Source organism: Variovorax raffinosi (assembly GCF_051216615.1).
In the GTDB taxonomy this organism is placed as follows: Bacteria; Pseudomonadota; Gammaproteobacteria; order Burkholderiales; family Burkholderiaceae_C; genus Variovorax.
On record NZ_JBPJZR010000002.1, the window covers coordinates 63,511 to 86,044 of the forward strand.

16 protein-coding genes are annotated in these 22,534 nt (G+C 67.0%); 9 read left to right on the forward strand and 7 right to left on the reverse strand.

The annotated features are described in order from the left end of the window. Nucleotides 1-37 precede the first annotated feature (37 nt). The 4 genes from ACSFB7_RS06410 to ACSFB7_RS06425 all read right to left on the reverse strand — a co-directional run bounded on the left by ACSFB7_RS06410 (nt 38) and on the right by ACSFB7_RS06425 (nt 5,414). Entirely contained in the window at nt 38-1,174 is a 1,137-nt protein-coding gene (locus ACSFB7_RS06410) for a TIGR03364 family FAD-dependent oxidoreductase (RefSeq protein ID WP_435468210.1), read from the reverse strand. Then, the gene (locus tag ACSFB7_RS06415; protein ID WP_435468212.1) at nt 1,174-2,889 is read right to left on the reverse strand and encodes a putative 2-aminoethylphosphonate ABC transporter permease subunit; all 1,716 of its coding nucleotides are present in this window, start codon (nt 2,887-2,889) and stop codon (nt 1,174-1,176) included. Before ACSFB7_RS06415 ends, ACSFB7_RS06410 begins: the two co-directional genes overlap by 1 nt. A 382-nt stretch (nt 2,890-3,271) precedes the next feature. Next, a complete protein-coding gene (locus ACSFB7_RS06420) occupies nt 3,272-4,354 on the reverse strand; it encodes an ABC transporter ATP-binding protein (protein WP_435468214.1) in 1,083 nt (360 codons plus the stop codon). 25 nt (nt 4,355-4,379) lie between these two features. Then, nucleotides 4,380-5,414, reverse strand: coding sequence for a putative 2-aminoethylphosphonate ABC transporter substrate-binding protein (locus ACSFB7_RS06425; RefSeq protein ID WP_435468216.1), 1,035 nt, complete (start codon nt 5,412-5,414; stop codon nt 4,380-4,382). 284 nt (nt 5,415-5,698) lie between these two features. Here ACSFB7_RS06425 and ACSFB7_RS06430 point away from each other — a divergent pair, with 284 nt between their 5' ends. Both ACSFB7_RS06430 and ACSFB7_RS06435 read left to right on the forward strand, forming a co-directional pair. Beyond that, complete coding sequence (locus tag ACSFB7_RS06430; RefSeq protein ID WP_435468218.1) at nt 5,699-6,259, forward strand: phosphonate degradation HD-domain oxygenase; 561 nt, start codon at nt 5,699-5,701, stop codon at nt 6,257-6,259. 144 nt (nt 6,260-6,403) lie between these two features. Next, complete coding sequence (locus ACSFB7_RS06435) at nt 6,404-8,200, forward strand: ABC transporter ATP-binding protein/permease (RefSeq protein WP_435468220.1); 1,797 nt, start codon at nt 6,404-6,406, stop codon at nt 8,198-8,200. Here the strand turns inward: ACSFB7_RS06435 and queC are convergent. Then, nucleotides 8,179-8,886: a 7-cyano-7-deazaguanine synthase QueC gene (queC, locus tag ACSFB7_RS06440; RefSeq protein ID WP_435468222.1), complete on the reverse strand. Its 708-nt coding sequence runs from the start codon at nt 8,884-8,886 to the stop codon at nt 8,179-8,181. The genes ACSFB7_RS06435 and queC overlap by 22 nt on opposite strands. 80 nt (nt 8,887-8,966) lie before the next feature. Between queC and ACSFB7_RS06445 the strand changes: the two genes are divergently transcribed. From ACSFB7_RS06445 to ACSFB7_RS06465, 5 genes are all read left to right on the forward strand, one after another. Further along, nucleotides 8,967-9,377: a DUF2177 family protein gene (locus tag ACSFB7_RS06445; RefSeq protein ID WP_435468224.1), complete on the forward strand. Its 411-nt coding sequence runs from the start codon at nt 8,967-8,969 to the stop codon at nt 9,375-9,377. Between the two features lie 115 nt (nt 9,378-9,492). Then, nucleotides 9,493-10,626, forward strand: coding sequence for an acyltransferase family protein (locus ACSFB7_RS06450; RefSeq protein ID WP_435468226.1), 1,134 nt, complete (start codon nt 9,493-9,495; stop codon nt 10,624-10,626). Nucleotides 10,627-10,797: 171 nt separating this feature from the next. Further along, on the forward strand, nt 10,798-12,261 hold the full coding sequence (locus ACSFB7_RS06455; RefSeq protein WP_435468228.1) for an alkaline phosphatase: 1,464 nt from the start codon (nt 10,798-10,800) through the stop codon (nt 12,259-12,261). Between the two features lie 32 nt (nt 12,262-12,293). Continuing rightward, nucleotides 12,294-13,889, forward strand: coding sequence for an alkaline phosphatase (locus ACSFB7_RS06460; protein WP_435468230.1), 1,596 nt, complete (start codon nt 12,294-12,296; stop codon nt 13,887-13,889). Nucleotides 13,890-13,897: 8 nt separating this feature from the next. Then, on the forward strand, nt 13,898-14,596 hold the full coding sequence (locus tag ACSFB7_RS06465; RefSeq protein WP_435468232.1) for a hypothetical protein: 699 nt from the start codon (nt 13,898-13,900) through the stop codon (nt 14,594-14,596). Nucleotides 14,597-14,680: 84 nt separating this feature from the next. Here ACSFB7_RS06465 and ACSFB7_RS06470 read toward each other — a convergent pair whose 3' ends face one another. Both ACSFB7_RS06470 and ACSFB7_RS06475 read right to left on the reverse strand, forming a co-directional pair. After that, nucleotides 14,681-15,163 (reverse strand): cyanophycin metabolism-associated DUF1854 family protein, encoded by a 483-nt coding sequence (locus ACSFB7_RS06470; RefSeq protein ID WP_435468234.1) that lies wholly within the window; start codon nt 15,161-15,163, stop codon nt 14,681-14,683. Then, on the reverse strand, nt 15,160-17,451 hold the full coding sequence (locus ACSFB7_RS06475) for a cyanophycin metabolism-associated ABC transporter (protein WP_435468236.1): 2,292 nt from the start codon (nt 17,449-17,451) through the stop codon (nt 15,160-15,162). Before ACSFB7_RS06475 ends, ACSFB7_RS06470 begins: the two co-directional genes overlap by 4 nt. A gap of 139 nt (nt 17,452-17,590) precedes the next feature. Between ACSFB7_RS06475 and ACSFB7_RS06480 the strand changes: the two genes are divergently transcribed. Together ACSFB7_RS06480 and cphA are read left to right on the forward strand one after the other, a co-directional pair. Continuing rightward, complete coding sequence (locus ACSFB7_RS06480; protein WP_435468238.1) at nt 17,591-19,843, forward strand: cyanophycin synthetase; 2,253 nt, start codon at nt 17,591-17,593, stop codon at nt 19,841-19,843. A 68-nt stretch (nt 19,844-19,911) separates the two neighbouring features. Continuing rightward, on the forward strand, nt 19,912-22,479 hold the full coding sequence (gene cphA, locus ACSFB7_RS06485; protein WP_435468240.1) for a cyanophycin synthetase: 2,568 nt from the start codon (nt 19,912-19,914) through the stop codon (nt 22,477-22,479). Nucleotides 22,480-22,534 lie beyond the last annotated feature (55 nt).

Sequence of the window (22,534 nt, forward strand, 5' to 3'; positions counted from 1 at the left end):
GATCTGTCGGAGGACAAGGGCAAGCGCGATGCGCGCATCACCAGGCGTTGAAGACGTCGTGCGCAATGCCGAAGCCTGTGCTCGCGCCGCTGCCGCTGGTGACCAGCACCACGCGCGTGGCGTCGTCGGGCGCGTCGATCACGCAAGGCGTGGTCTTCGACGACGGATAGACGCCGGTCCAGCGTTCGGTGATCTGCGCGGTTTCGAGGTTGAGCGTGCGGCGCAAGTGCCGCAGGATGAGCTGGTCGACCTCTTCCATCGCGAAGGGCTCGGGCGCATCACCGTAGTGGTGCGAATCGCCCACCACCAGCGAGCCGTCGGCGCTCTGCACCACGATCAGGTGAATGCCGTGTGCGAGCGATGCGGCTTCTTCCTGCTGCAGGCGTTCGCGCAGCGCGGCGGCTTCGGGCAGCGTGCTGTAGCCCTCGTAGCGCACGAGGCTCAGGTCCGTCATCACCGAGCCCGGCAGATGGAAACCCGCTTCAGGCTTCACGCGCAGCATCTGCAGGCGGCACAGCGTGAGCTTGTGTTCGGCGATGCGGTCGGCAAACAGGCCGTGCAGGTCGGTGTTGGTGCAGACCACCACGCGCTCGCCGCGAAGAATGCCGCGCGAGGTGCGCACGCGCGGCGTTTCCACCTCGTGCACGGTTTCGCCGAAACGGAACACCACGCCATGCACCTCGGCCAGCCACTGGGTGAGCAGGCCGATGGCGGTGCGCGATTCGACGCGCAGCTCGTGCGGGCTGAACAGCACCGAGCGCGCATCGGCCAGGCTCAATGCCGGCGCCTTGGCCTGCGCGTCGGTGGCTTCGAGCAGCTCGCAGGCCTCGCCCATCGGCGTTAGCATGAAGGCTTCGAGCACCGCATGCGCCTCTGGGCGATACGCCGCGAGCCACAGGTTGCGATGCACGATGTCGATGCCGGCCTGCGCTGCCACGGCCTGCCAGACCTCGCGTGAATGCATCGCCCGGCGCCATGTGTCGCCGGGCGCCTGGCCGCTGACGGTGATGAAGCCGAAGTTGCGGATCGACGCGCCGATGCAGGCCGCATCGCGCTCGACCACGCAGACCTTCAGGCCGCGCTGCGCCGCGGTGTAGGCATGGGCCAGGCCGACGATGCCGGCGCCGACCACGATCAGGTCGAAGTAGTTGTCTTGGTGATGGGTGTCGGGCATCAGCGGTTTCTCCAGGCTTGGGTGCGCTTGAGCGTCCAGTGCCCGGCCAGCGCGAACAGGCCGCGGCCGATGGCGGCGGTGAGCATGATCAGCGAGGCCATGGCGGCGGCGGGCGCCACGTCACCGGCGTCGTCCATGTTGAGCACGGCGATGGCCGCCAGCGAGGTCTGCGGCGAATAAAGGAACACGACGGCCGACACGGTCGTCATCGCGTTGACGAAGAAATAGCCGCCCACATTGAGCACGGTCGGCAGCGCCACCGGCAGGTGCACGCGCCACAGCGTGCGCCAGAAGGGCACGCCCATCGACTCCGACACCAGTTCGTATTCGCGGTCGAGCTGGCGCAGCGCGGTGAGCGACGTGAGGTGCGCCACCGAGAAGAAGTGCGCGACCGTGCAGACCACGAGGATGGTCATGCTGCCGTAGATGGCGCGCAGCGGGTTCGACGGCGAGATGAAGAAGAAGATGTAGCCCACGCCCAGCACCAGCCCCGGCACCGCGAGCGGCAGGTTGGCCAGCAGGTTGAGCAGTTCGCGCAGCAGGCCGAAGTGGCGCGGCTTTTCGACCAGGTAAGCCGAGACGAAGGTGATGAGCGCGCCCGCCACGGCCGCGCACACGGCCAGCCGCAGCGAGTTGAAGTAGCTGCCCCAGCCGCCGCCGTCCATGTTGCTGAAGTCGTAGTTCTTGAACGACGGTGCGAGCTGGTAGGGCCAGTAGGTGGCGAGCGATGCGAACACGGCCATGCCGATCATCACGAGGATGGCGCAGGCGGTGAGCGCGCAGAACACGAGCAGCGCGCGGTCGCGCACCTTCACCGGTTCGGGCTGGTAGGGCGTGGCGCGCGCCGACAGCGCCGCTGCCTGCTTGTTGCGCACGCGCCGCTCGATGAGGAAGGACAGCACCGCCGGAATGAGCAGCACGAGGCCGACCACCGCGCCCATCTGGAAGTTCTGCTGCCCGACCACCTGCTTGTAGATGTCGGTCGCGAGCACGCCGGTCTGGCCGCCGACCACCTTCGGCACGCCGAAGTCGGTGATGACCAGCACGAACACCACCATCGCGGCCACGATGAGGCCGTAGCGCGAAGATGGCAGCGTGACGGTTCGGAAGATGCGCCAGCGCGAGGCGCCGAGCGTCTGCGCGGCTTCGTAGAGGCGGCCGTCGGAGGTGGCCATGGCGGTGGTGAGGATCAGCAGCGCATGCGGCAGTGTCCAGAACACCGAGCCGAGCACGATGCCCAGCGGGCCGTAGATCGACACGTCACCCAGCAGCCCCTTGAACAGGCCCTGGTTGCCGAAGAGGTACACGAGGCTGATGGCCGGCAGCAGCGAAGGCGCGAGCAGCGGCACCAGCGCCACCGCGCGCAGCAGGCCCTTGGCCGGCATGCACGAGAGCGTGAGCCCGTAGGCGTACACATACGCGATGGCGGTGCAGATGACCGCGCTGATTGCCGCGAGCCCCAGGCTGTTGAAGGCCGACTGGACCAAGGCGGGGCTGTCGAGGTAGCGCGAGAAATTCGCAAGGCCGACGAAAGCGCCGGCGCGATCGAAGAAGCTCTGGCCGACCAATGCGCCGACAGGCAGCGCAACGATCACTACCAACAGCAGCACGACCAGCAACACGGCGGCGCCGGTCAGCCAGCGGTCGCGGTCGAAGGCGCTGCTGCGGGTCAGCATCACCGGTGCAGTGGCGGTGATGTCGGGGGAACTGCTCATATTTTTTTAGCGCGCTGTTGCGCTGTGCTGCGTGCGATGGGTGCTGTTTGGGATCTGCTGTTCGGAGCGGGTGCATTCGGGGCGCGTGCGAATGACACCAGGTACTCCCCTCCGCGAATGTCCCCCGCTTCGCTCCTCCTTTATTTCGCTGCGGGGAGCACCTGGCGTCATTCGCACAGGACACGCCGTGCGTTTGCGGCCGATCAACGACCGCTCCGAATAACGCTCACGCTGGCGGTGTGCTCTGCGCAGCGAAATAAAGGAGGAGGGGCGCGCAGCGCCCCGGGGGACATTCGCGGAGCAGAGCACACCGTCAGCGTGAGCGCGCCCTGAACGACGCACTTCAAATACGACGCGACAAACAGAAAGCCAAGCGCCCATCTCAATGCGCCAGCACAGACAACGCATTCAACGGCAACTGGATATGAACCATGCTGCTGGGCACCAACGGCTCACCGCCACCACCCCGCGCATCGGCAGGCAACTCGGCTTCGATCTCGATGCCCAACGGCTCGCAAGCAAGTCGCGCCGAGGTGCGGTTGCCGAAGAACTCGGTGTCGAGCAAGCGGGCCGCAAAACTGTTGGCACCAAGCTCGGTGCCGAAACGCTTCACCACCACATGCTCCGGCCGAATGCCCACGGTGGCCTGCGAACCGACGCTCAGGTTGCCCGGCGAGCAGAACAGCTCGCTGTCACGCACGCGCACCTTTCCATCGGCCAGCACGGTGGCGGGCAGCATGTTCATGCGGCCGACGAAGCCGGCCACGAAGCGCGTGCGCGGCTGGCGGTACAGCTCGTCGGGCGTGCCGGCCTGCTCGATGCGGCCGTTGTGCATCAGCACCACGCGGTCGGCCATCGAGAGGGCTTCTTCCTGGTCGTGCGTGACCATGATGGTGACGATGCCCAGGCGCTTCTGCAGTGCGCGGATCTCGCTGCGCAGGCTGGCGCGCACTTGTGCGTCGAGGGCCGAGAGCGGTTCGTCGAGCAGCAACATTCGCGGATTGGGCGCGAGCGCGCGGGCCAATGCGATGCGCTGCTGCTGCCCGCCCGACAACTGCACGGGGTACTTGTCGGCATGCGCTGCAAGCCCGACCAGGTCGAGCATCTCGCGCGAACGCTTGGCCATCTCGCGCGCCAGTGCGCCCGTGGGATGAAGGCCGTAGGCGATGTTCTGCGCCGCCGTCAGGTTGGGAAACAGCGCATACGACTGGAACACCACGCCGAAGCCGCGCGCCGCGGGCGGCAGGCCCGCGATGTCCTGGCCGCCGAGCAGGATCTGGCCGCTGTCGGCGCGCTCGATGCCGCAGACGATGCGCAGCAGCGTGGTCTTGCCGCAGCCCGAGGGGCCGAGCAGGCAGACGAACTCGCCGGGTTCGATGTCGAGGTCGATGCCGTCGAGCACGCGTGTGGCGCCAAAGGACTTGCCGATGCCGCGAAGGGAAAGAAAACTGCTGCTGCTCGTCATGGCCGGATACCGCTTTGCCTGGAGATCAGAGTGGCTTCTTTTCCGACTTCGATTCGTAGCGCTTGGACCACTCCGTCAGGATGCGATCGCGGTTGGCGGCAGCCCAGTTGAAGTCGTTCTTGGCGAGCAGCTTCTCGACGTCGCCCGGCACGAACTCCAGCTTTTCCTGGATGCCCGGCAGCGCGAGCACGGCGAAGTTCTTCGCGTACAGCTCGTTGGCCTGCTTGGTGACGGCCCAGTCGGCGAGCGCCTTGGCGGCGTCCTGCTTCTTGCTGGTCTTGATGATGCCGGTGGCCTCCATGTCCCAGCCGAGACCTTCCTTCGGCAGCACGATGTCGATGGGCGCGCCGTCGCGCTTGGTCTTGTTGGCGCGGTATTCGAAGGACATGCCGAGCGCGAATTCGCCGGCGCCGGCCTGGCGGCAGGGCTTGCTGCCCGACTGGCTGTAGATGCCGATGTTCTGGTGCAGGGCGTCCATGTACTTCCACGCCTTTTCTTCACCCATCATCTGGATCCAGCCCGACACCATCAGGTAGCCGGTGCCCGATGCCGCAGGGTTGGGCATGGTGATCTGGCCCTTGTAGACCGGGTTGGTCAGGTCGGCCCAGCTGGTGGGCTTGGGCAGGTTCTTCTTGGTGGCTTCGGCGGTGTTGAAGCAGATGGCCGACGACCACACGTCCATGCCGACCCACTTGGGCGGGTTGGCCGGATCGCGCATGGTGGGCTTGATGGCGTCCAGGCCCTTGGGCGCGTAGGGCTGGAGCATGCCTTCCTTGTCGAGCAGCATCAGCGAGGTGGCGGCTAGGCCCCACACCACGTCGGCCTGCGGGTTGGCCTTTTCGGCCAGCAGCTTGGCGGTGACGATGCCGGTCGAGTCGCGCACGAACTTCAGCTCGATGTTCGGGTTTTCCTTTTCGAAGGCGGCCTTGTAGGCCTGCACCTGGTCGGCTTCGAGCGCGGTGTAGACCAGCAGTTCGGTGCGGCCCTGGGCCGATGCGGCAAAGGCCAGCGAGAACAGGACGGCCGGCACGAAGGCGCGGCGGAGTTGACGATGCAGCATGGTGGAGGTTCCCCAGGTGGAAAGAAGAAGAAAGAAGAGCGCAATGCAGGACACACGACAGGCAAGCAAAAGTACGCAAGCCCTGCGTGATGACGAATGCGGCGATGCTGGCAGCGGCATGTGACAGGGATTTGTCAGACGCCTCAAAAAACCCCAAACACCCAAAATTGCGCCTGGTCGCCGGCGAGCGTGCGGCGGTTTTGTCATCCGGGTGTCACTGCCTCCCGGCAGACTGCGGGGCGCTGTCACCTGCGGCTTTGCTTCGCCCGCTCCGTTTCACTCTCATGACACTCGACCTCGCCGAGATCGCCCGCCTGTTCGCGGAACGGGGCGGGGTTGCGTACGCGGGCGAGCCGGTGTCGCAAACGGAGCACGCGCTGCAATGCGCCTGGCTCGCGGAGCAGGCCGGCGCCAGCGACGCGCTGGTCACGGCCGCGCTGCTGCACGACCTGGGGCACCTGCTGATCGCCGAGCACCAGACGCTGTCGCACTCGCCCACCGAGCTGGGCATCGACGACCGCCACCAGTACATCGCCCTGCCCTTGCTGCGCGGCGCATTCGACGTCGAGGTGCGCGAGCCGATCCGGCTGCATGTGGACGCCAAGCGCTATCTGTGCGCGACGCGGCCGGACTATTTCTCGAAGCTCTCGCCTGATTCGGTACGCAGCCTCGCGCTGCAGGGCGGCGTGATGGACGAGGAAGCCGCGGCGCGCTTTGCCGGTCTCCGCTGGGCCGGCGATGCGGTGCGGCTGCGCCTGTGGGACGAGGAAGCGAAGGTCGAAGGGCTCAAGACGCCGACGCTGGCGCACTTCCTCGCGACCGCCGCGCGGATCATGCTGCGCTGAGCGGGCGTACTGGCGCCCCGGGCAGTTCTGGCATTTCAGGTGCATCGGGCACCTCTGGCGGAATTTCAGTTCCGTTTAAGAAACATTTGTCTACGATGGGTTCCTCACGATGACCGGCGCACCCGCGCCTGCGAGGAAACCCGAATGTCTCTATCCGTCACGGCGCGCGCCAGCTCGTTCATCCAGGTCCTGCGCCGCGTCTTCACGCTCGCGGCGCCCTACTTCCGGTCCGAGGAGAAATGGCGGGCACGTGCCATGCTGCTGGGGATCATTGCCCTGAACCTTTTCTACGTCTACGTGGCGGTGCTCGGCAACCAGTGGTACGGCCGCTTCTACGACGCACTGCAGACCAAGGACGTGGTCGCCTTCTGGCGCGAGGTGCGGGTGTTCGGCTGGATCGCCTTCTTCAACATCGCGGTGCAGGTGCTCAAGTTCTATGTGACGCAGTTGCTGCAACTGCGCTGGCGCACCTGGATGACGCGCAGCTACCTGTCGCGCTGGATGGCGGACCGCACCTTCTATCACCTGGAACTGGCGCGCTACGCCGGCAAGGACGGCACCGCGCCGGACAATCCCGACCAGCGTATCCAGGAAGACATGCAGATGTTCACGAGCGCCACGATGTCGCTCTCGATGGGCCTGCTGAATGCCGTGGTCACGCTGCTGAGCTTCATCGGCCTGCTCTGGACGCTGTCGGGCAACTTCTCGTTCACAGCCAGCGGCACCACCTACCAGATCGTCGGCGCGATGGTCTGGCTGGCGCTGGGGTACTCGATCGTCGGCACCGTGGTCACGCATTTCATCGGCCGTCCGCTGATCGGGCTGAACTTCAGGCAGCAGCGCTTCGAGGCCGACTTCCGCCATCACCTGGTGCGCGTGCGCGAATACAGCGAAGCCATTGCACTGGACCACGGCGAGAAGGTCGAGAGCGGCCAGCTCAATCTGCGCTTCGGCGACGTGCTGCGCAACTACCTGTTGCTGATCAAGCAGCAGAAGAACCTGGTGACCTTCACCTCGTTCTTCGGCCAGGCGGCGGTGATCTTTCCGTTCATCGTCGGGGCGCAGCAGTATTTCGGCGGCTCGATCCAGCTCGGCCACCTGATGCAGATCGTCTCGGCCTTCGGCAAGGTGCAGGAATCGCTGAGCTGGTTCGTCGACAACTACGACAGCGTGGCCGTGTGGCGCGCCACCACCGACCGCCTGACCAGCTTCGACGACGCCATGAAGGCCCACGCGACGCGCGACAACGAACTGCAGCGCGCCCCGGCCGCCGTCCTGCACACCGACGACCTCGGGGTGGCCCTGCCCAACGGCACGCCGCTGCTTGCCGGTGCCGCCCTGTCCGTGGTGCCCGGCGACAGCGTGCTGCTGCAGGGCCCATCGGGCAGCGGCAAATCGACGCTGTTCCGCTCCTTCGCAGGCATCTGGCCGTTCTCGCGCGGGCATGTGCAAGTGCCCGGCGACGCGATGTTCATGCCGCAGCGACCCTATGTGCCCGATGGCAAGCTGCGCGATGCGCTGACGTACCCGAATCCCGCCTCGAACTACAGCGACGACCAGTTGCGCCAGGCCCTCGCCGATGCCCTGCTGCCGGACCTTGCCAGCCGCCTCGACGACAGCGACGCCTGGAGCCAGAAGCTCTCGGGCGGCGAGCAGCAGCGCCTGGCGATTGCCCGCGTGCTGCTGAGAAAGCCGGCATGGCTGTTCGCCGACGAGATCACGAGCGCGCTCGATGCCGAGGCCGAAAGCGTGCTGTACAAGCGCCTCGCCGCCACGGTGCAGGCTGCGGGCGGGGCGATGGTGTCGATTGCGCACCGCGCGGCCGTGGGCGATTTCCACAACCAGCGGTGGACGCTGGTGCCGCGAACCGGTGGCACGGCCGGTGACGGCGGTGCGCGCTACCGCTTGAACACGGCCGCTCAGCCCGCTGCTGCGGCGTAGCGCTCCCAGCCCTTCTTGCGCAGGTCGCAGGCGGGGCACTCGCCGCAGCCGTAGCCCCATGCCTGGCGATGTTCGCGGTCGCCGAGGTAGCAGGTGTGGGTTTCTTCCACGATCAAATCGACCAGCGGCTCACCGCCCAGGCGATGGGCCATCTGCCAGGTCTCGGCCTTGTCGATCCACATGAGCGGCGTCTCGATCACGAGGCGGCGCTCCAGCCCGAGCGACAGCGCGAGCTGCATCGCCTTCATGGTGTCGTCGCGGCAGTCGGGGTAGCCCGAGAAGTCGGTCTCGCAGACGCCGGTGACGATCACCTGCAGCCCGCGCCGGTAAGCCAGCGCGCCGGCCAGCGTCAAGAACAGCAGGTTGCGTCCCGGCACGAAGGTGTTGGGCAGGCCGTCGGCCTGCATGGCGAAGGCGACTTCTTCGGTCAGCGAAGAGCCGCCGAGCTGCGCCAGCGCCGCGAGCGTGAGCACATGGTCTTCACCCAGGCGCGGTGCCCAGTCGGGAAAGCGCTCGCGCATCTGCGCGAGGATGGTGCCGCGCACGTCGAGTTCGACCCGGTGGCGCTGCCCATAGTCGAAGCCCAGGGTTTCGACGCGCTGGTACTTCGAGAGCGCGTCGGCCAGGCAGGTGGTCGAGTCCTGGCCGCCGGAAAAAAGAACGAGGGCGGTGGTGTGCAGGGGCATGTGCGTCAACGGCCGGGCCGTTGTAGTCCAAATGCGCGATTTTCGCAGGCCGCGCCGCGGGCACGGATACGATCCCGCGAATGAGCACTAAACACCTGGTTGCATGGGCCGTTACCTTCGTGGTGCTGCTGGTGATCGACATGATCTGGCTGGGCCTCGTCGCCAAGGGCATGTACCAGCAGGGCATGGGCGAGCTGATGTCGCCGCAACCCCGGCTGGCCTTCGCGGCGGTGTTCTACCTGCTGTACCCGGTCGGACTGGTGATCTTCGCGATCCAGCCCGGCGTCGAGGCGCAGAGCGTGATGCGGGCGGCGGTGCTGGGCGGCCTGTTCGGCATGTTCTGCTACGGAACCTACGACCTGACGAACCTGGCGGTGATCCGCAACTGGCCGCTGGGGCTGTCGTTCATCGACATCGCCTGGGGCGCGCTGGTGAGCGGCGTGGCGGCTGCGGCGGGCGCGGTGGCGTGGCGCTGGTTCGCTTCGCGCTGAGTCGCTGCCAAGGGTGAATCAGGGCCCGCGGCCTCTTTGAAACAACCGTCCCGGCCTGAGTCATGAATTTGACATGAGGCAAAATCCCGCGCAAACAAAGCGGGAGACACACGGAATGGGCGAGCGCGGTACAGCGATCAGCTTCGAGGACTTTCAAGGCACACGCAACTTCGCCGCACTCGATGGCCTGCGGGCCGTTGCTGTCTTTCTCGTTTTCACGGCCCACATGGGCGGCATCGCCGCAAGCAAGTTCTCCGGCTGGCTGGGCGTTCATGCCTTCTTCGTGCTGTCGGGCTTCCTGATCACCACCTTGCTGTTGCGCGAGCGCGATGACACCGGCCGCGTGTCGCTGAAGGCGTTCTACATCCGGCGCACCACGCGGCTTGTGCCGCTCTACCTCCTCATCTACCTCGTGGTGCTGGCGCAGAGCTACTTCGCCCAGGGTGCGAGCTGGGAGCAGATGAAGGCTGCCACGCCCTACTACCTGACGCTGCGCAACGAACTGGCACCGTACGCACCGCTGGTCGTCACCTGGACGCTGAGCGTGGAGTGGAAGTACTACCTGGTCTGGCCCGCGCTGATCACGGTGTTCGGCCTGACGATGCGCTCGCGCCTCGCGACCGTCGGGCTCTGCATGGCGGCGCTGGCAGCCCTGGGCCTGAGCGGTGCGCAGCCCGACTGGCTCAGCCCGCAGAACTACATCGGCATGATGATCGGCTCGGCGCTGGCCATCCTCATGCACACGCCGAAGACCTTCGGCTGGGTGCGCAGCCTCATGACGTACCGCGCGCCGCTGGTGATTCTTCCACTCCTGTTCATCGTGCACAGGCGTTTTCCGCTGGTGACGAGCTACATCGGGGACCTGGGCGCGATCACGCTGTACGGCCTGCTGGTCGGCCTGCTGCTCCCGTCCCTCATCGCCAGCCGCACGTTCATGGGCAAGGCGCTGGGAGCGAAGTGGCTGGTCTTCATCGGACACCGCTCGTATGCGATGTACCTGATCCAGTACATCGCAGCCCATGCGGTGCTCGATGTGCTGAGCGCGATCGGTGTGGTCATCGTCAATGGGCCCGCACTGCTGCTTCTTTCTTTCATCGTGTCGCTGGCAATCTCGGACCAGCTCTATCGCTGGTTCGAGAAACCGATTACCGACTGGGGCCACCGCTGGGCCAAAGCGACCAAGCAGGCGGCCTTGTCGCGGACTGCCGCAGCGGGCGCCAGCAACCCGGCCACGCGCAGCCTTTCCTAAGCGCGGCGCATGACGAGCCGAAGACGGCTCGCGCATTTATTTCAGGAAACCCGCGGAACTTTCATTCCGCTTTCGTTTCGTCACGGCCGGGTCATTTGACGTCTTTAGATTGCATCTCCAGAAATGGTGCGCGGTGCGCGCACCTCTCGAATAACCACCCGAGGGATTTGCATGACCCAACGCTTCGTCGCCCCAGCACTGCTGGGCTTTTCGCTGCTGCTGACCGCCTGCGGCGGTAGCAGCCATGGCCCGTCGCTGCTGCCGCTCATTCCGCCGCCCACCACGCCGCCGGTGGCACAGAAGAACATCATCTTCTTCCTGGGCGACGGCATGGGCATCACCACGATGACCGCCGCGCGCATCTACAAGGTCGGCGAAGACGGCGACCTCACGATGGACACGCTGCCCGAGACGGCCTTCGTCCACACCTACTCGAACGATGCGCAGGTGACCGACAGTGCGCCCTCGATGTCGGCCTACATGACCGGCGTCAAGATGAACAACGAAGTCATCTCGATGAGCCCCGAGACCAAGGCCACCGACGCTTCGGGCAAGGCCTACCACGTCAACTTCGACAGCACCTGCCCGTCGGGCAACGGCCAGGCGGTGGAAACGCTGCTGGAGCAGAGCAAGGCCAAGGGCTATGCCACTGGCGTGGTGACCACCACGCGCATCACGCACGCCACGCCGGCGGCCACGTACTCGCACGTGTGCCATCGCGATGCCGAGAACACCATCGCTGCAGCACTGGTGCCGGGCGGCGCAGGCTACAACGCGAAGCTGGGTGACGGCGTCGACGTGTTCTTCGGCGGTGGTACGGATTACTTCCTGCCCAAGGAAAAGAGCGGCAAGCGCAACGACGGCCGCGACCTGACCGCCGAACTGAAGACGGCCAAGTACAGCTACGCCACCAGCAAGAGCGAATTCGACAAGCTGCCTGTCGACGGCAGCACCAAGATCGCCGGCCTCTTCACCAAGAGCCACATGGCCTACGACCTGGACCGCGACGCCACCAAGGAGCCGAGCCTGGCCGAGATGACCGGCAAGGCCATCGACGCGCTGAGCGCGCGCAAGAAGGGCTTCTTCCTGATGGTGGAAGGCGGCCGCATCGACCATGCGCTGCACGCCACCAACGCGCGCCGCGCCCTGCAGGACACGGGCGCCTTCGACGACGCCATCAAGCTCGCGCTCGACAAGATGCAGGCCATCGACCCGGGCCTGAAGAACACGCTGGTGGTGGTCACGGCCGACCACGACCACACGCTGCAGCTCAACGGCTATGCCGCGCGCACGGGCAAGACGGAGCCGGGCAAGCCGGGCGTGCTCGGCCTGGTGAAGGACTACGTGGACAACAGCAAGACCAGCAAGGACGTCGACGGCAACCCGTACACCATCATCGGTTTCGGCAATGGTCCGGTTCGTCTTGCTACGCGCGGCGCCATTGACAGCACCGCGCTGGAAAGCAAGGACTACAGGCAGGAAGCCGTGGTTCCCATGGACGCCAGCAGCGACTCCGAAACCCACGGCGGTGCCGACGTGTTCCTCGGCGCGCAAGGCCTGGGCGCCGACAACTTCTCCGGCGTCATCACCAACACCGACGTGTTCGGCCTGATCAAGAAGGCGGTCGGCCTGTGAGCGGCCACCAGCGCCCATCGACGAACACCAACATGAACACGACCATGAACCGCATCACCAGTAAAACCCGCCTGGCCGCCGCCCTCGTCTGCGCCGCCGCCGGCACCCTGGCTGGCAGCGCGCACGCCGCCGGCGAAGCCAAGAACGTCATCTTCTTCCTCGGCGACGGCATGGGTCCCGTCACCGTGACCGCCGCGCGCATCTACAAGGGCGAAAAGCAACTGGCCGCCAAGCCCGGCTCGCTGGTGAGCCCCGAGCGCGCCAACCTCGTCATGCAGTCGCTGCCTTACGCGGCCCGCGTGAAGACCTATTCGCTCGACGGCCAGACCACCGACAGCGCACCCTCGATGGCCGCCTACATGACCGGCGTGAAGATGCGCAACGAGGTGATCTCGATGTCGAGCGACACCGCCGCCGTGGACAGCACCGGCAAGCAGTACATCAACGGCAACAGCGACGACACGACCTGTCCGCCCACCAACGGCAAGGCCGTCGATACGCTGCTCGAACTCGCCAAGGCCAAGGGCCGCTCGGTGGGTGCCGTGTCGACCACGCGCGTCGGCCACGCCACGCCGGCGACGACCTATGCGCACATCTGCAACCGCAACGGCTACAACGCTATTGCCGAGCAGAGCGTGCCGGGCCATGCCAACTACAACCCGAAGCTGCTCGACGGCGTCGACGTGCTGATGGGTGGCGGCCAGCGCAACTACCTGCCGAAGCCTGGCAACCCGAGCAGCAAGCGCACGGACGGCGTGGACCTCGTGGCAGCGATGCAAGCCAAGGGCTACGCCTATGTCGACACCGGCACCAAGCTCAAGGCCATCGACCCGGCCGCGACGAACAAGCTGCTGGGCCTCTTCTCGCAAAGCGAGATGGCGTATGAGCTGGACCGCGTCAAGCAGAGCCTCGACCAGCCCAGCCTGTCGGACATGACCGAGAAGGCCCTGGGCGTGCTGAGCAAGAACGACAAGGGCTTCTTCCTGATGGTGGAAGGCGGCCGCATCGACCACGCACTGCACGGCACCAACGCCAAGCGCGCGCTGGAAGACACGCTGGCCTTCGACACGGCCATCCAGACCGCACTCGACTACATGAACAAGAAGGACCCGGGCCTGAAGAACACGCTGGTGGTGGTCACGGCCGACCATGACCACGCGATCGCCTTCAACGGCTATCCGAAGATCGGCAATCCGATCCTGGGCCTGGTCAACGGCTATGCCGACGGCAAGCCCACGAAGGCGGCTGACGGCAAGCCGTACACCACGCTGGTGTTCGGCAATGGCGGACGCCCCGGTTCGATCTCCTACACCGACGCCAACGACCCTGCCGCAACCCCGGCCGACATCACCAAGAAGATTGCCGACAGCAAGGTGAACGCGGAAGACAGCAAGAAGCCTTGGACCGGCCCCCTGCGTGGCCCCGTGCGCGACGACCAGACGGCCATGGACACCACCGACGACAACTTCCTGCAGGAAGTCGGCATCAACCTGGGTCCGCCCGGCGCGGAAACCCACGGCGGCGGCGACGTGATGCTGTTCGCCGGCGGCGCGGGCTCGAAGATCTTCAAGGGCACCATGGAGAACATCAAGGTGTTCAACAAGGTCAAGGAAGCGGCTGGCCTGTGACGGCATCCATGACACTGAAGACGCTGCTGGCGGCAACGGCCCTGGTGGCCTTGCCGCTGGCAGCCAGCGCCGCGGGCGATGCCGCTGCGCCCGACCAGAACCTGCGCATCCAGCACCACATGATGTCGATCGGCAAGGACGGCGTGCAACGCGAGAGCCGTTACGCCGACCTGATGTTCCGCCGCGCCGGCTCGGTGTGGGTCGAGCGCGAGCTGCCGCCCGCGCTGCGCGAAGACCACGACCACGAAGCCCGCGAAGGCAAGGTGCACATCGGCCATGCGCATGCGGACAACACGGCGGCCCCGCTGTGGGTGCGCCGCGATGCCGCCGGCAAGGTGGAGGTGGGCATGGTGCTGCGCGAGCAGCGCAAGCTGATCGACATCGACGCGGCCAACTACGGCAACGTCGGCTACAGCGGCTCGTGGGCCAACTCCTACTGGCTGGTCGATCCGGCGAGCCTGGCGCGCATGAAGGACCTCGGCGCGGCCGGCAAGGGCGTGCAACGCTACGAGCTGCAGCAGGGCGCGGGCACGCTGCGCATCGATTGGGACACGGCCGGCCGCTACGCGCGCAAGATCGAGCAGCGCAATGCGCGCGGCACTTCGATCAACGTGATGACCGCCTCGGTCATTGCCGCGCCGAAGACGCTGCCATGGAAGACCGTCGAAGCCTACGAGCGCGGCGACTACTCCGACCTGCTGGACTGACCGACCTGGCTCAACCCAGGTTGCGCGGTGTTTCGCGCATGGCCCCGAACCCCTGAAAGGGCTTCGGGGCTTTTCATTTGATGGTCAGAGAAAGCGCTCGAGCAGCTTGCGCGAAGCGCGGTCGAGCGTCTTCACATCGGGAATGCGGAACTGCACGCCATGCGCGCTGGCGATCAGCAGCGCGCCGCCTTCGAGCCGGCGGATGTCTTCCTCGGCCTTGAGCACGAAGCTGGTGTCGCCACGGTCGGTGCGCACGGTCCAGGTGCTGGGCACGCCGAAGCTGGACACGCTGTGCAGTTGAAGCAGCGTGGGCGCGAAGTCGCGCACCGCCAGTTCCTGTTCGAGCAGCGCGCGGGTTGGCGCCGGCAGCAGCTCGACGCGGTCGATCCAGACCAGCTCGCGGCCATCGCCGCCGACCAGCGACAGGCCATCGCCGGGCGCGCTGAGCGGAAAGGCCCGCACCGGCGTCACGCCCACATGGCGCTCGCCTTGCGCGTCGGTCAGCACGAGACGGCCGAAGGCGTCGCGCTCGAGTTCAAAAGCCTGGGTGGTGATGTTGTCGCTCATGCTTCCCCCGCCGGATGGGCTGCGTGGCTGACAACCAGCGGCGCCTGCGCGCCCGCGCGCTCGTCGGCCGCGCCTTCGCTCGCATCGTCGTCGCCCTGGCGCAGTTGCGCCTGGTAAAGCCGCCAGTAAGCGCCCTGCTTGGCCATCAAGGTGTCGTGCGGCCCGACCTCGACCACTTCGCCGCGGTCCATGACCACGAGCCGGTCGGCCTTGCGCAGCGTCGACAGGCGGTGGGCAATCGCGATGGTGGTGCGGCCCTGCACGAGGTTGTCCAGAGCCTTCTGGATTTCCTTTTCGGTCTCGGTGTCCACGGCCGAGGTGGCTTCGTCGAGGATCAGGATGCGCGGATCGATCAGCAGCGCGCGCGCAATGCTGATGCGCTGGCGCTCGCCGCCCGACAGGCCCTGCCCGCGCTCGCCCACAAGCGAGTCGTAGCCGTGCGGCAAGCGCAGGATGAAGTCGTGCGCATGCGCGGCGCGCGCGGCGGCCACGACTTCCTCGCGCGTGGCATCGGGCTTGCCGTAGGCGATGTTCTGCGCGATGGTGCCGAAGAACAGAAAGGGCTCCTGCAGCACCAGCCCCACGTGGCGCCGGTAGTCGGCCACGGCAAAGCGGCGGATGTCGGTGCCGTCGACCTTGATGGCGCCGTCGGTCACGTCGTAGAAGCGGCAGATCAGGTTGACCAGCGTGCTCTTGCCCGAGCCGCTGTGGCCGACAAGGCCGATCATCTCGCCGGGCTCGATCACCAGGTCGAGGTTATGGATGACGGCGCGCGAGCCATAGCGAAAGCCCAGCCCGCTCATCTCGATGCGGCCCTGCACGCGCTCCACCTTCACCGGGTTGGCCGGCTCGGGCACGTTGCTCACATGGTCGAGGATGTCGAAGATGCGCTTGGCGCCGGCCGCCGCCTTCTGCGTGACCGAGACGATGCGGCTCATGGAATCGAGCCGCGTGTAGAAGCGGCCGATGTACGCGATGAAGGCGGTGAGCACACCCACCGTGATGCTGCCGCGCGCCACCTGCCAGATGCCGAAGGCCCAGACCACGAGCAGGCCGATTTCGGTCAGCAGCGACACGGTCGGCGTGAACAGCGACCAGGTGCGGTTGAGCTTGTCGTTGACCTGCAGGTTGTAGGCGTTGGCGATGCGAAAGCGCTCGGCTTCGCGACGTTCCTGCGCGAAGGCCTTGACCACGCGGATGCCGGGGATGGTGTCGGCCAGCACGTTGGTCACCTCGGACCAGACGCGGTCGATTTTCTCGAAGCCGGTGCGCAGGCGGTCGCGCACGACGTGGATCATCCAGGCGATGAAGGGCAGCGGCACCAGCGTGACCATGGCCAGCAGCGGATTGATGGAGAACAGGATGATCGCGGTCATCACGATCATCAGCACGTCGTTGGCGAAATCGAGCGCGTGCAGCGACAGAAAGACGTTGATGCGGTCGGTTTCCGAGCCGATGCGCGCCATCAGGTCGCCGGTGCGCTTGCCGCCGAAATAGTCGAGCGGCAGGGTCAGCAGATGCTCATACGTGGTGGTGCGCAGGTCGGCGCCGATGCGTTCGGACACCAGCGCCAGCAGATAGGTACGGGCCCAGCCCAGCCCCCAGCCCAGCAGCGCGGCACCGAGCAGGCCACCCAAGTAAAGGCCCACGCGCCCGGAATCGATCTTCTGCCCGTTCTGGAACGGAATCAGGATGTCGTCCATCAGCGGAATGGTCAGGTACGGCGGCACCAGCGTGGCGGCGGTCGAGATCAGGGTCAGTACAAACCCGGCGATCAATTGCTTGCGGTACGGCTTGGCGAAACGGCCAAGTCGTAACAAAACCCAGGTCGAGGGCGGGGACTGGCGTTCGCTGTCGGCCGCGGCCAGGTCGTCGCCGTCTGCCGCTTCGATGATTTCCGGTGTCGCCTTGGCGACACCAGCCGTGCGCTGACCGAAAAGCTTGAGCAGCCGCAGTGCCTCGACCTGGCTGGCCAGGGTGTAGCGCCAGCGGCCCAATCGGCCCGCAGGCCCCGTCAAATCAAGGGTTCCGACGCCGGAATGGTCGGAAAGACGCAGTTCGAGGGCCGCATCGGTGAGCGGCCACTCACGCCATTCGCCGCCGGGTTCCCGTGCGATCAGCCGCTGGTCAGTCAGGGCAACTAGGCCGCTGGCGAAGCGAAGTTGGTCGTCAAGGTCAACCGACAGTATTACCAGAACGTTTTCCGCGACTGCGAGCCGGTTTTTCAGAAGCTCTGAAGCCGACTCTGTTTCGCCCTCCCGGGTGCCGACTGGATCGTGATGTTGCATTGTGTTTCTCTGACTCTTGCCCGTCGCGGGCCGCATGGACCGCGTCATGGCGCCCTTTGTCGGGCGCCGATTCTGACCGATCGCCATGGGCGCGCTTGAAGGCGCCGTGGTGCTCGGTCAAAGCACATCGAACGTTTGCATGACCCGTTTCGACGACATCCGCCTGCTGCGCATCAATTATTTGCGCGGTCCCAACCTCTGGACCTACCGTCCGGTGCTCGAAGTCTGGCTCGATCTGGGCCAACTGGAAGACTTCCCCTCCAACAAGATCGACGGTTTCACCGACCGCCTGACCGGCCTGCTGCCGGCGCTCATCGAGCACCACTGCGGCGTGGGCGAGCGCGGCGGCTTCATCCAGCGCCTGACCGAAGGCACCTGGTCGGGCCATGTGCTCGAACACGTGGTCATCGAGCTGCTGAACCTGGCCGGCATGCCGACCGGCTTCGGGCAAACCCGCAGCACCTCGGAGCACGGCGTCTACCGCATGGTGTTCCGCGCACGCGACGAGCAGGTGGCCCGGGTGGCGCTGGCCGAAGGCCACCGCCTGCTGATGGCGGCCATCAACAACGACCCGTTCAGCGCTGGCGACGTGCAGAAGGCGGTCGATGCGGTCAAGGCCAAGGTCGAGGACTGCTACCTCGGCCCGAGCACCGCCGCCATCGTGAGCGCCGCCACCGATCGCGGCATTCCGCACATGCGGCTGAACAGCGGCAACCTGGTGCAACTGGGCTACGGCGCCAACCAGCAACGCATCTGGACCGCCGAGACCGACTACACCAGCGCCATCGGCGAATCGATCGCCAGCGACAAGGAACTGACCAAGTCCCTGCTGGCCAGCTGCGGCGTGCCCGTGCCTGAAGGCCAGGTGGTCGCCAACGCTGAAGAAGCCTGGGAAGCCGCCGAAGACATCGGCCTGCCCGTGGTCGTGAAGCCGTCGGACGCCAACCACGGCCGTGGCGTGTCGCTCGAATTGACCACGCGCGAGGAAGTCATCGCCGCCTTCGCGGTCGCCGAGCCCGAAGGCAGCGACGTGATGGTCGAGCGCTTCATCCGTGGCCACGAGCACCGCCTGCTGGTGGTGGGTGGCGAAGTGGTGGCCGCCGCGCGCGGCGAGATCATCACCGTGACCGGCGACGGCAAGGGCACCGTGGCCGAGCTGATCGAAAAGCAGCTCAACAGCGACCCGCGCCGTGGCGCCGAAGAAGAATTCCCGCTCGACCTGATCGTGCTGGCCACCGACGCCAAGCTGCAGCTCGAACTCAAGCGCCAGGAACTCGACGGCGCGGCCGTGCCCGCCGCCGGCCGCGTGGTCACGATCCAGCGCAACGGCAACATGGCCAACGACTGCACCGACCAGGTTCACCCCGAAGTCGCGCATGCCGCCGTGCTGGCCGCCCGCGTGGTCGGCCTGGACATCGCCGGCATCGACCTCGTGGCCCTGGACATCAGCAAGCCGCTGGGCCCGCAGGGCGGCGCGATCGTCGAAGTCAACGCCGGCCCCGGCCTGCTGATGCACCTGAAGCCGGCCGTCGGTTCGCCGCGCCCGGTGGGCCGCGCCATCTGCGACCACCTGTTCCCCAACGACGCGCCCGGCCGCATTCCCGTGGTCGGCGTGGCGGGCTCCCGCGACACCGCCGTGCTGGCGCGCCTGATCGCCTGGCTGATCAACCTGGGCGGCCGCCACACCGGCCTGGCCTGCCGCGACGGCCTGTTCCTGGAACGCCGCCGCGTCGATGCGCGCGACAGCGCCAACTGGGACGCCGGCCATCGGCTGCTGGTCAACCGCGCCGTGCAGGCCGTGGTGATCGAGAACGGTGCCGAAACCATCCTGCGCGACGGTCTTTCCTACGACCGCTGCGAAGTCGGCGTCGTGACCGACCTCGAAGGCTCCGAAGCACTGGCCGACTACGACATCACCGAGAGCGACCAGATGGTCAAGGTGCTGCGCACGCAGGTCGACGTGGTGCTCAGCGAAGGCACCGCCGTGCTGAACGCGGACGACGCGCGCGTGGCCGGCCTCGCGCCGCTGTGCGACGGCGCCGTCATCCTGTATGCCGCCGATTCGCAGGCCCCGGCGCTCACCGCGCACCAATCCGCCGGCGGCAAGGCCGTGCTGGTGCGGCAAGACCGCGTGGTGCTGGCCAACGGCAGCAGCGAATCTTTCCTGCCGGGCCTGGGCCGCCTGACGATCTGGCGCGCGACCCATGCCGGCGTGAGCCTCGAAAGCCTGCTGGCCGCCGTGGCCGCCGCCTGGGCCATGGGCATTCCGCTGAACCTGATCGGCGCCGGTGTCGAAGCCTTCGAGGCCGACCTGCAGGCCGCACTGGCGTCGCTGCAGTTGTCGCAGACGCAGCCGCTGTCGTCGCAGCATCCCCAACATCAACTTGCATGACGCGCGCGGCCGCCTCGGCAGAGGCGGCCCCACCGTCCAACAGAATCCGCGAACCGAGCCGTAGCCCCATGAAAGTCACCCGCATCCGCGCCCTTCGCGGGCCCAATCTCTGGAGCCGCCACACCGCCGTCGAAGCGGTCGTCGCCTGCGAAGGCGATGAGAACGCCATCAGCAAGCTGGCCGGTTTCGAAGCCCGCCTGCGCGCCCGCTTCCCGACCATCGGCGAGCTGCACCCGATGGTGCTGGGCCAGCCGCTGGCGCTGGCCCATGTGCTCGAAAACGCCGCCGTGGCGCTGCAGGCCCAGGCCGGCTGCGCCGTCAACTACGGCCACACCGCACCCACGACGGAAGAAGGCGTCTACCAGGTCACCGTGCAGTACAGCGAAGAGGCCGTGGGCCGCCGCGCACTGGCGCTGGCCGAAGAACTGATCGCCGCCGCACTGGCCGACACCGCCTTCGACGCCGACGCAGCCATCGTCGAGCTGCGCGACCTGGACGAATCCGAGCGCCTGGGCCCGAGCACCGGCTCCATCGTCGATGCGGCCGTGGCACGCGGCATTCCCTACCGGCGCCTCACCAGCGGCAGCCTCGTGCAGTTCGGCTGGGGCTCCAAGCAGCGCCGCATCCAGGCCGCCGAAATCGACAGCACCAGCGGCGTGGCCGAATCGATCGCGCAAGACAAGGAACTGACCAAGCAGTTGCTCAACGCCGCCGGCGTGCCGGTGCCGCTGGGCCGCCCCGTCAGCAGCGCCGAAGACGGCTGGGCCGCCGCCCATGAAATCGGCCTGCCGGTCGTGGTCAAGCCGCAGGACGGCAACCAGGGCAAGGGCGTCACGGTCAACATCACCACGCGCGAAGCGCTGTTCTCGGCCTACGACTCGGCCGCCGTGTACGGCGAGGTGATGGTCGAGAAATTCCTGCCCGGCTTCGACTTCCGCCTGCTGGTGGTCGGCGACCGCCTCGTGGCCGCCGCCCGGCGCGATCCGCCCCAGGTGATCGGCGACGGCAGCGCCACCGTGCGCCAGCTGGTCGACACCGTCAACCTCGATCCGCGCCGCGGCGAGGGCCATGCCACCTCGCTCACCAAGATCCGCCTGGACGACATCGCCATCGGCCGGCTCGAAGCCCAGGGCCTCACGCCCGACAGCGTGCCCGAACGCGGCCAGCGCGTGGTGCTGCGCAACAACGCGAACCTCTCCACCGGAGGCACCGCCACCGACGTGACCGACACCGTGCACCCCGAAGTGGCCGCGCGCGCCGTCGATGCGGCACAAATGGTCGGCCTGCACATCTGCGGCGTCGACATGGTCTGCGAGAACGTGCTGCGCCCGCTCGAAGAGCAGCACGGCGGCGTGGTCGAAGTGAATGCCGCGCCCGGCCTGCGCATGCACATCTCGCCTTCGTTCGGCCGTGGCCGCGCCGTCGGCGAAGCGGTGATGGACACGCTGTTCGCCCACGGCGACGACGGCCGCATCCCCGTGGTCGCGGTCACCGGCACCAATGGCAAGACCACCACCGCGCGCCTCATCAATCACCTGCTCGCTTCCAGCGGCCTGCGCACCGGCATGACCAACACCGACGGCGTGTACGTCGACGGGCGCCAGACCGACAGCGGCGACTGCAGCGGCCCCAAGAGCGCGCGCAACGTGCTGATGCACCCCGACGTCGATGCGGCCGTGTTCGAAGTGGCCCGTGGCGGCGTGCTGCGCGAAGGCCTCGGCTTCGACCGCTGCCAGGTGGCCGTGGTCACCAACATCGGCAGCGGCGACCACCTGGGCCTGAACTACATCACCACCGTCGAAGACCTCGCGGTGCTCAAGCGCGTCATCGTGCGCAACGTGGCGGCCGACGGTTTCGCGGTGCTCAACGCCGCCGACCCGAATGTCGCCGCCATGGCGGCCGGCTGCCCCGGCCATGTGATGTTCTTCACCGCCGACCGCCAGCATTCGGTGATGGCCACGCACCGCGCGCAAGGCAAGCGCACCGTGTACGTCGACCAGGACACGCTGGTCGCGGCCGAAGGCTCCTGGCGCGAACGCATCGCGCTGCGCGACGTGCCGATCACGCGCAACGGCACCATCGGCTTCCAGGTCGACAACGTCATGGCCTCGGTGGCCGCCGCCTGGGCCGTGGGCCTGGACTGGGACACCATCCGCAGCGGCTTGGCCAGCTTCATGAACGACGCGGCCGGCGTGCCCGGGCGCTTCAACGTCATGGACTACCGCGGCGCCACCGTGATCGCCGACTACGGCCACAACACCGACGCCATGCGCGCGCTGGTCTCGGCCGTCGACACCATGCCGGCCAACAAGCGCTCGGTGGTCATCAGCGGCGCGGGCGACCGGCGCGACTCCGACATCCGCGACCAGACCGCCATCCTCGGCGAAGCCTTCGACGACGTGATCCTCTACCAGGATGCGGCGCAGCGCGGCCGTGCCGACGGCGAAGTCATGGCGTTGCTGCGCCAGGGCCTGCAGGGCGCGGCGCGCACCCGCCAGATCGACGAGATCCGCGGCGAGTTCGTCGCCATCGACACCGCCCTGGCCCGCCTGCAGCCGGGCGACCTCTCGCTGATCCTGGTCGATCAGGTCGAGGAAGCGCTCGCTCACCTCGCGCAGCGCATCGCAGCAGGCTGAAGAGCTCACGCCGCGCGCGTGCTGCGGGACAGGTCCCACACGGAACGGCGCGTAC

Bases quoted from the DNA above. Each gene is read 5' to 3' on its own strand.
- ACSFB7_RS06435 (WP_435468220.1), top strand. From the start codon at position 6,404: ATGTCTCTATCCGTCACGGCGCGCGCCAGCTCGTTCATCCAGGTCCTG.
- ACSFB7_RS06425 (WP_435468216.1), bottom strand. From the start codon at position 5,414: ATGCTGCATCGTCAACTCCGCCGCGCCTTCGTGCCGGCCGTCCTGTTC.
- ACSFB7_RS06475 (WP_435468236.1), bottom strand. From the start codon at position 17,451: ATGCAACATCACGATCCAGTCGGCACCCGGGAGGGCGAAACAGAGTCG.
- ACSFB7_RS06450 (WP_435468226.1), top strand. From the start codon at position 9,493: ATGGGCGAGCGCGGTACAGCGATCAGCTTCGAGGACTTTCAAGGCACA.
- ACSFB7_RS06460 (WP_435468230.1), top strand. From the start codon at position 12,294: ATGAACACGACCATGAACCGCATCACCAGTAAAACCCGCCTGGCCGCC.
- ACSFB7_RS06420 (WP_435468214.1), bottom strand. From the start codon at position 4,354: ATGACGAGCAGCAGCAGTTTTCTTTCCCTTCGCGGCATCGGCAAGTCC.
- cphA (WP_435468240.1), top strand. From the start codon at position 19,912: ATGAAAGTCACCCGCATCCGCGCCCTTCGCGGGCCCAATCTCTGGAGC.
- ACSFB7_RS06410 (WP_435468210.1), bottom strand. From the start codon at position 1,174: ATGCCCGACACCCATCACCAAGACAACTACTTCGACCTGATCGTGGTC.
- ACSFB7_RS06415 (WP_435468212.1), bottom strand. From the start codon at position 2,889: ATGAGCAGTTCCCCCGACATCACCGCCACTGCACCGGTGATGCTGACC.
- ACSFB7_RS06430 (WP_435468218.1), top strand. From the start codon at position 5,699: ATGACACTCGACCTCGCCGAGATCGCCCGCCTGTTCGCGGAACGGGGC.
- ACSFB7_RS06455 (WP_435468228.1), top strand. From the start codon at position 10,798: ATGACCCAACGCTTCGTCGCCCCAGCACTGCTGGGCTTTTCGCTGCTG.
- queC (WP_435468222.1), bottom strand. From the start codon at position 8,886: ATGCCCCTGCACACCACCGCCCTCGTTCTTTTTTCCGGCGGCCAGGAC.
- ACSFB7_RS06445 (WP_435468224.1), top strand. From the start codon at position 8,967: ATGAGCACTAAACACCTGGTTGCATGGGCCGTTACCTTCGTGGTGCTG.
- ACSFB7_RS06480 (WP_435468238.1), top strand. From the start codon at position 17,591: ATGACCCGTTTCGACGACATCCGCCTGCTGCGCATCAATTATTTGCGC.
- ACSFB7_RS06465 (WP_435468232.1), top strand. From the start codon at position 13,898: ATGACACTGAAGACGCTGCTGGCGGCAACGGCCCTGGTGGCCTTGCCG.
- ACSFB7_RS06470 (WP_435468234.1), bottom strand. From the start codon at position 15,163: ATGAGCGACAACATCACCACCCAGGCTTTTGAACTCGAGCGCGACGCC.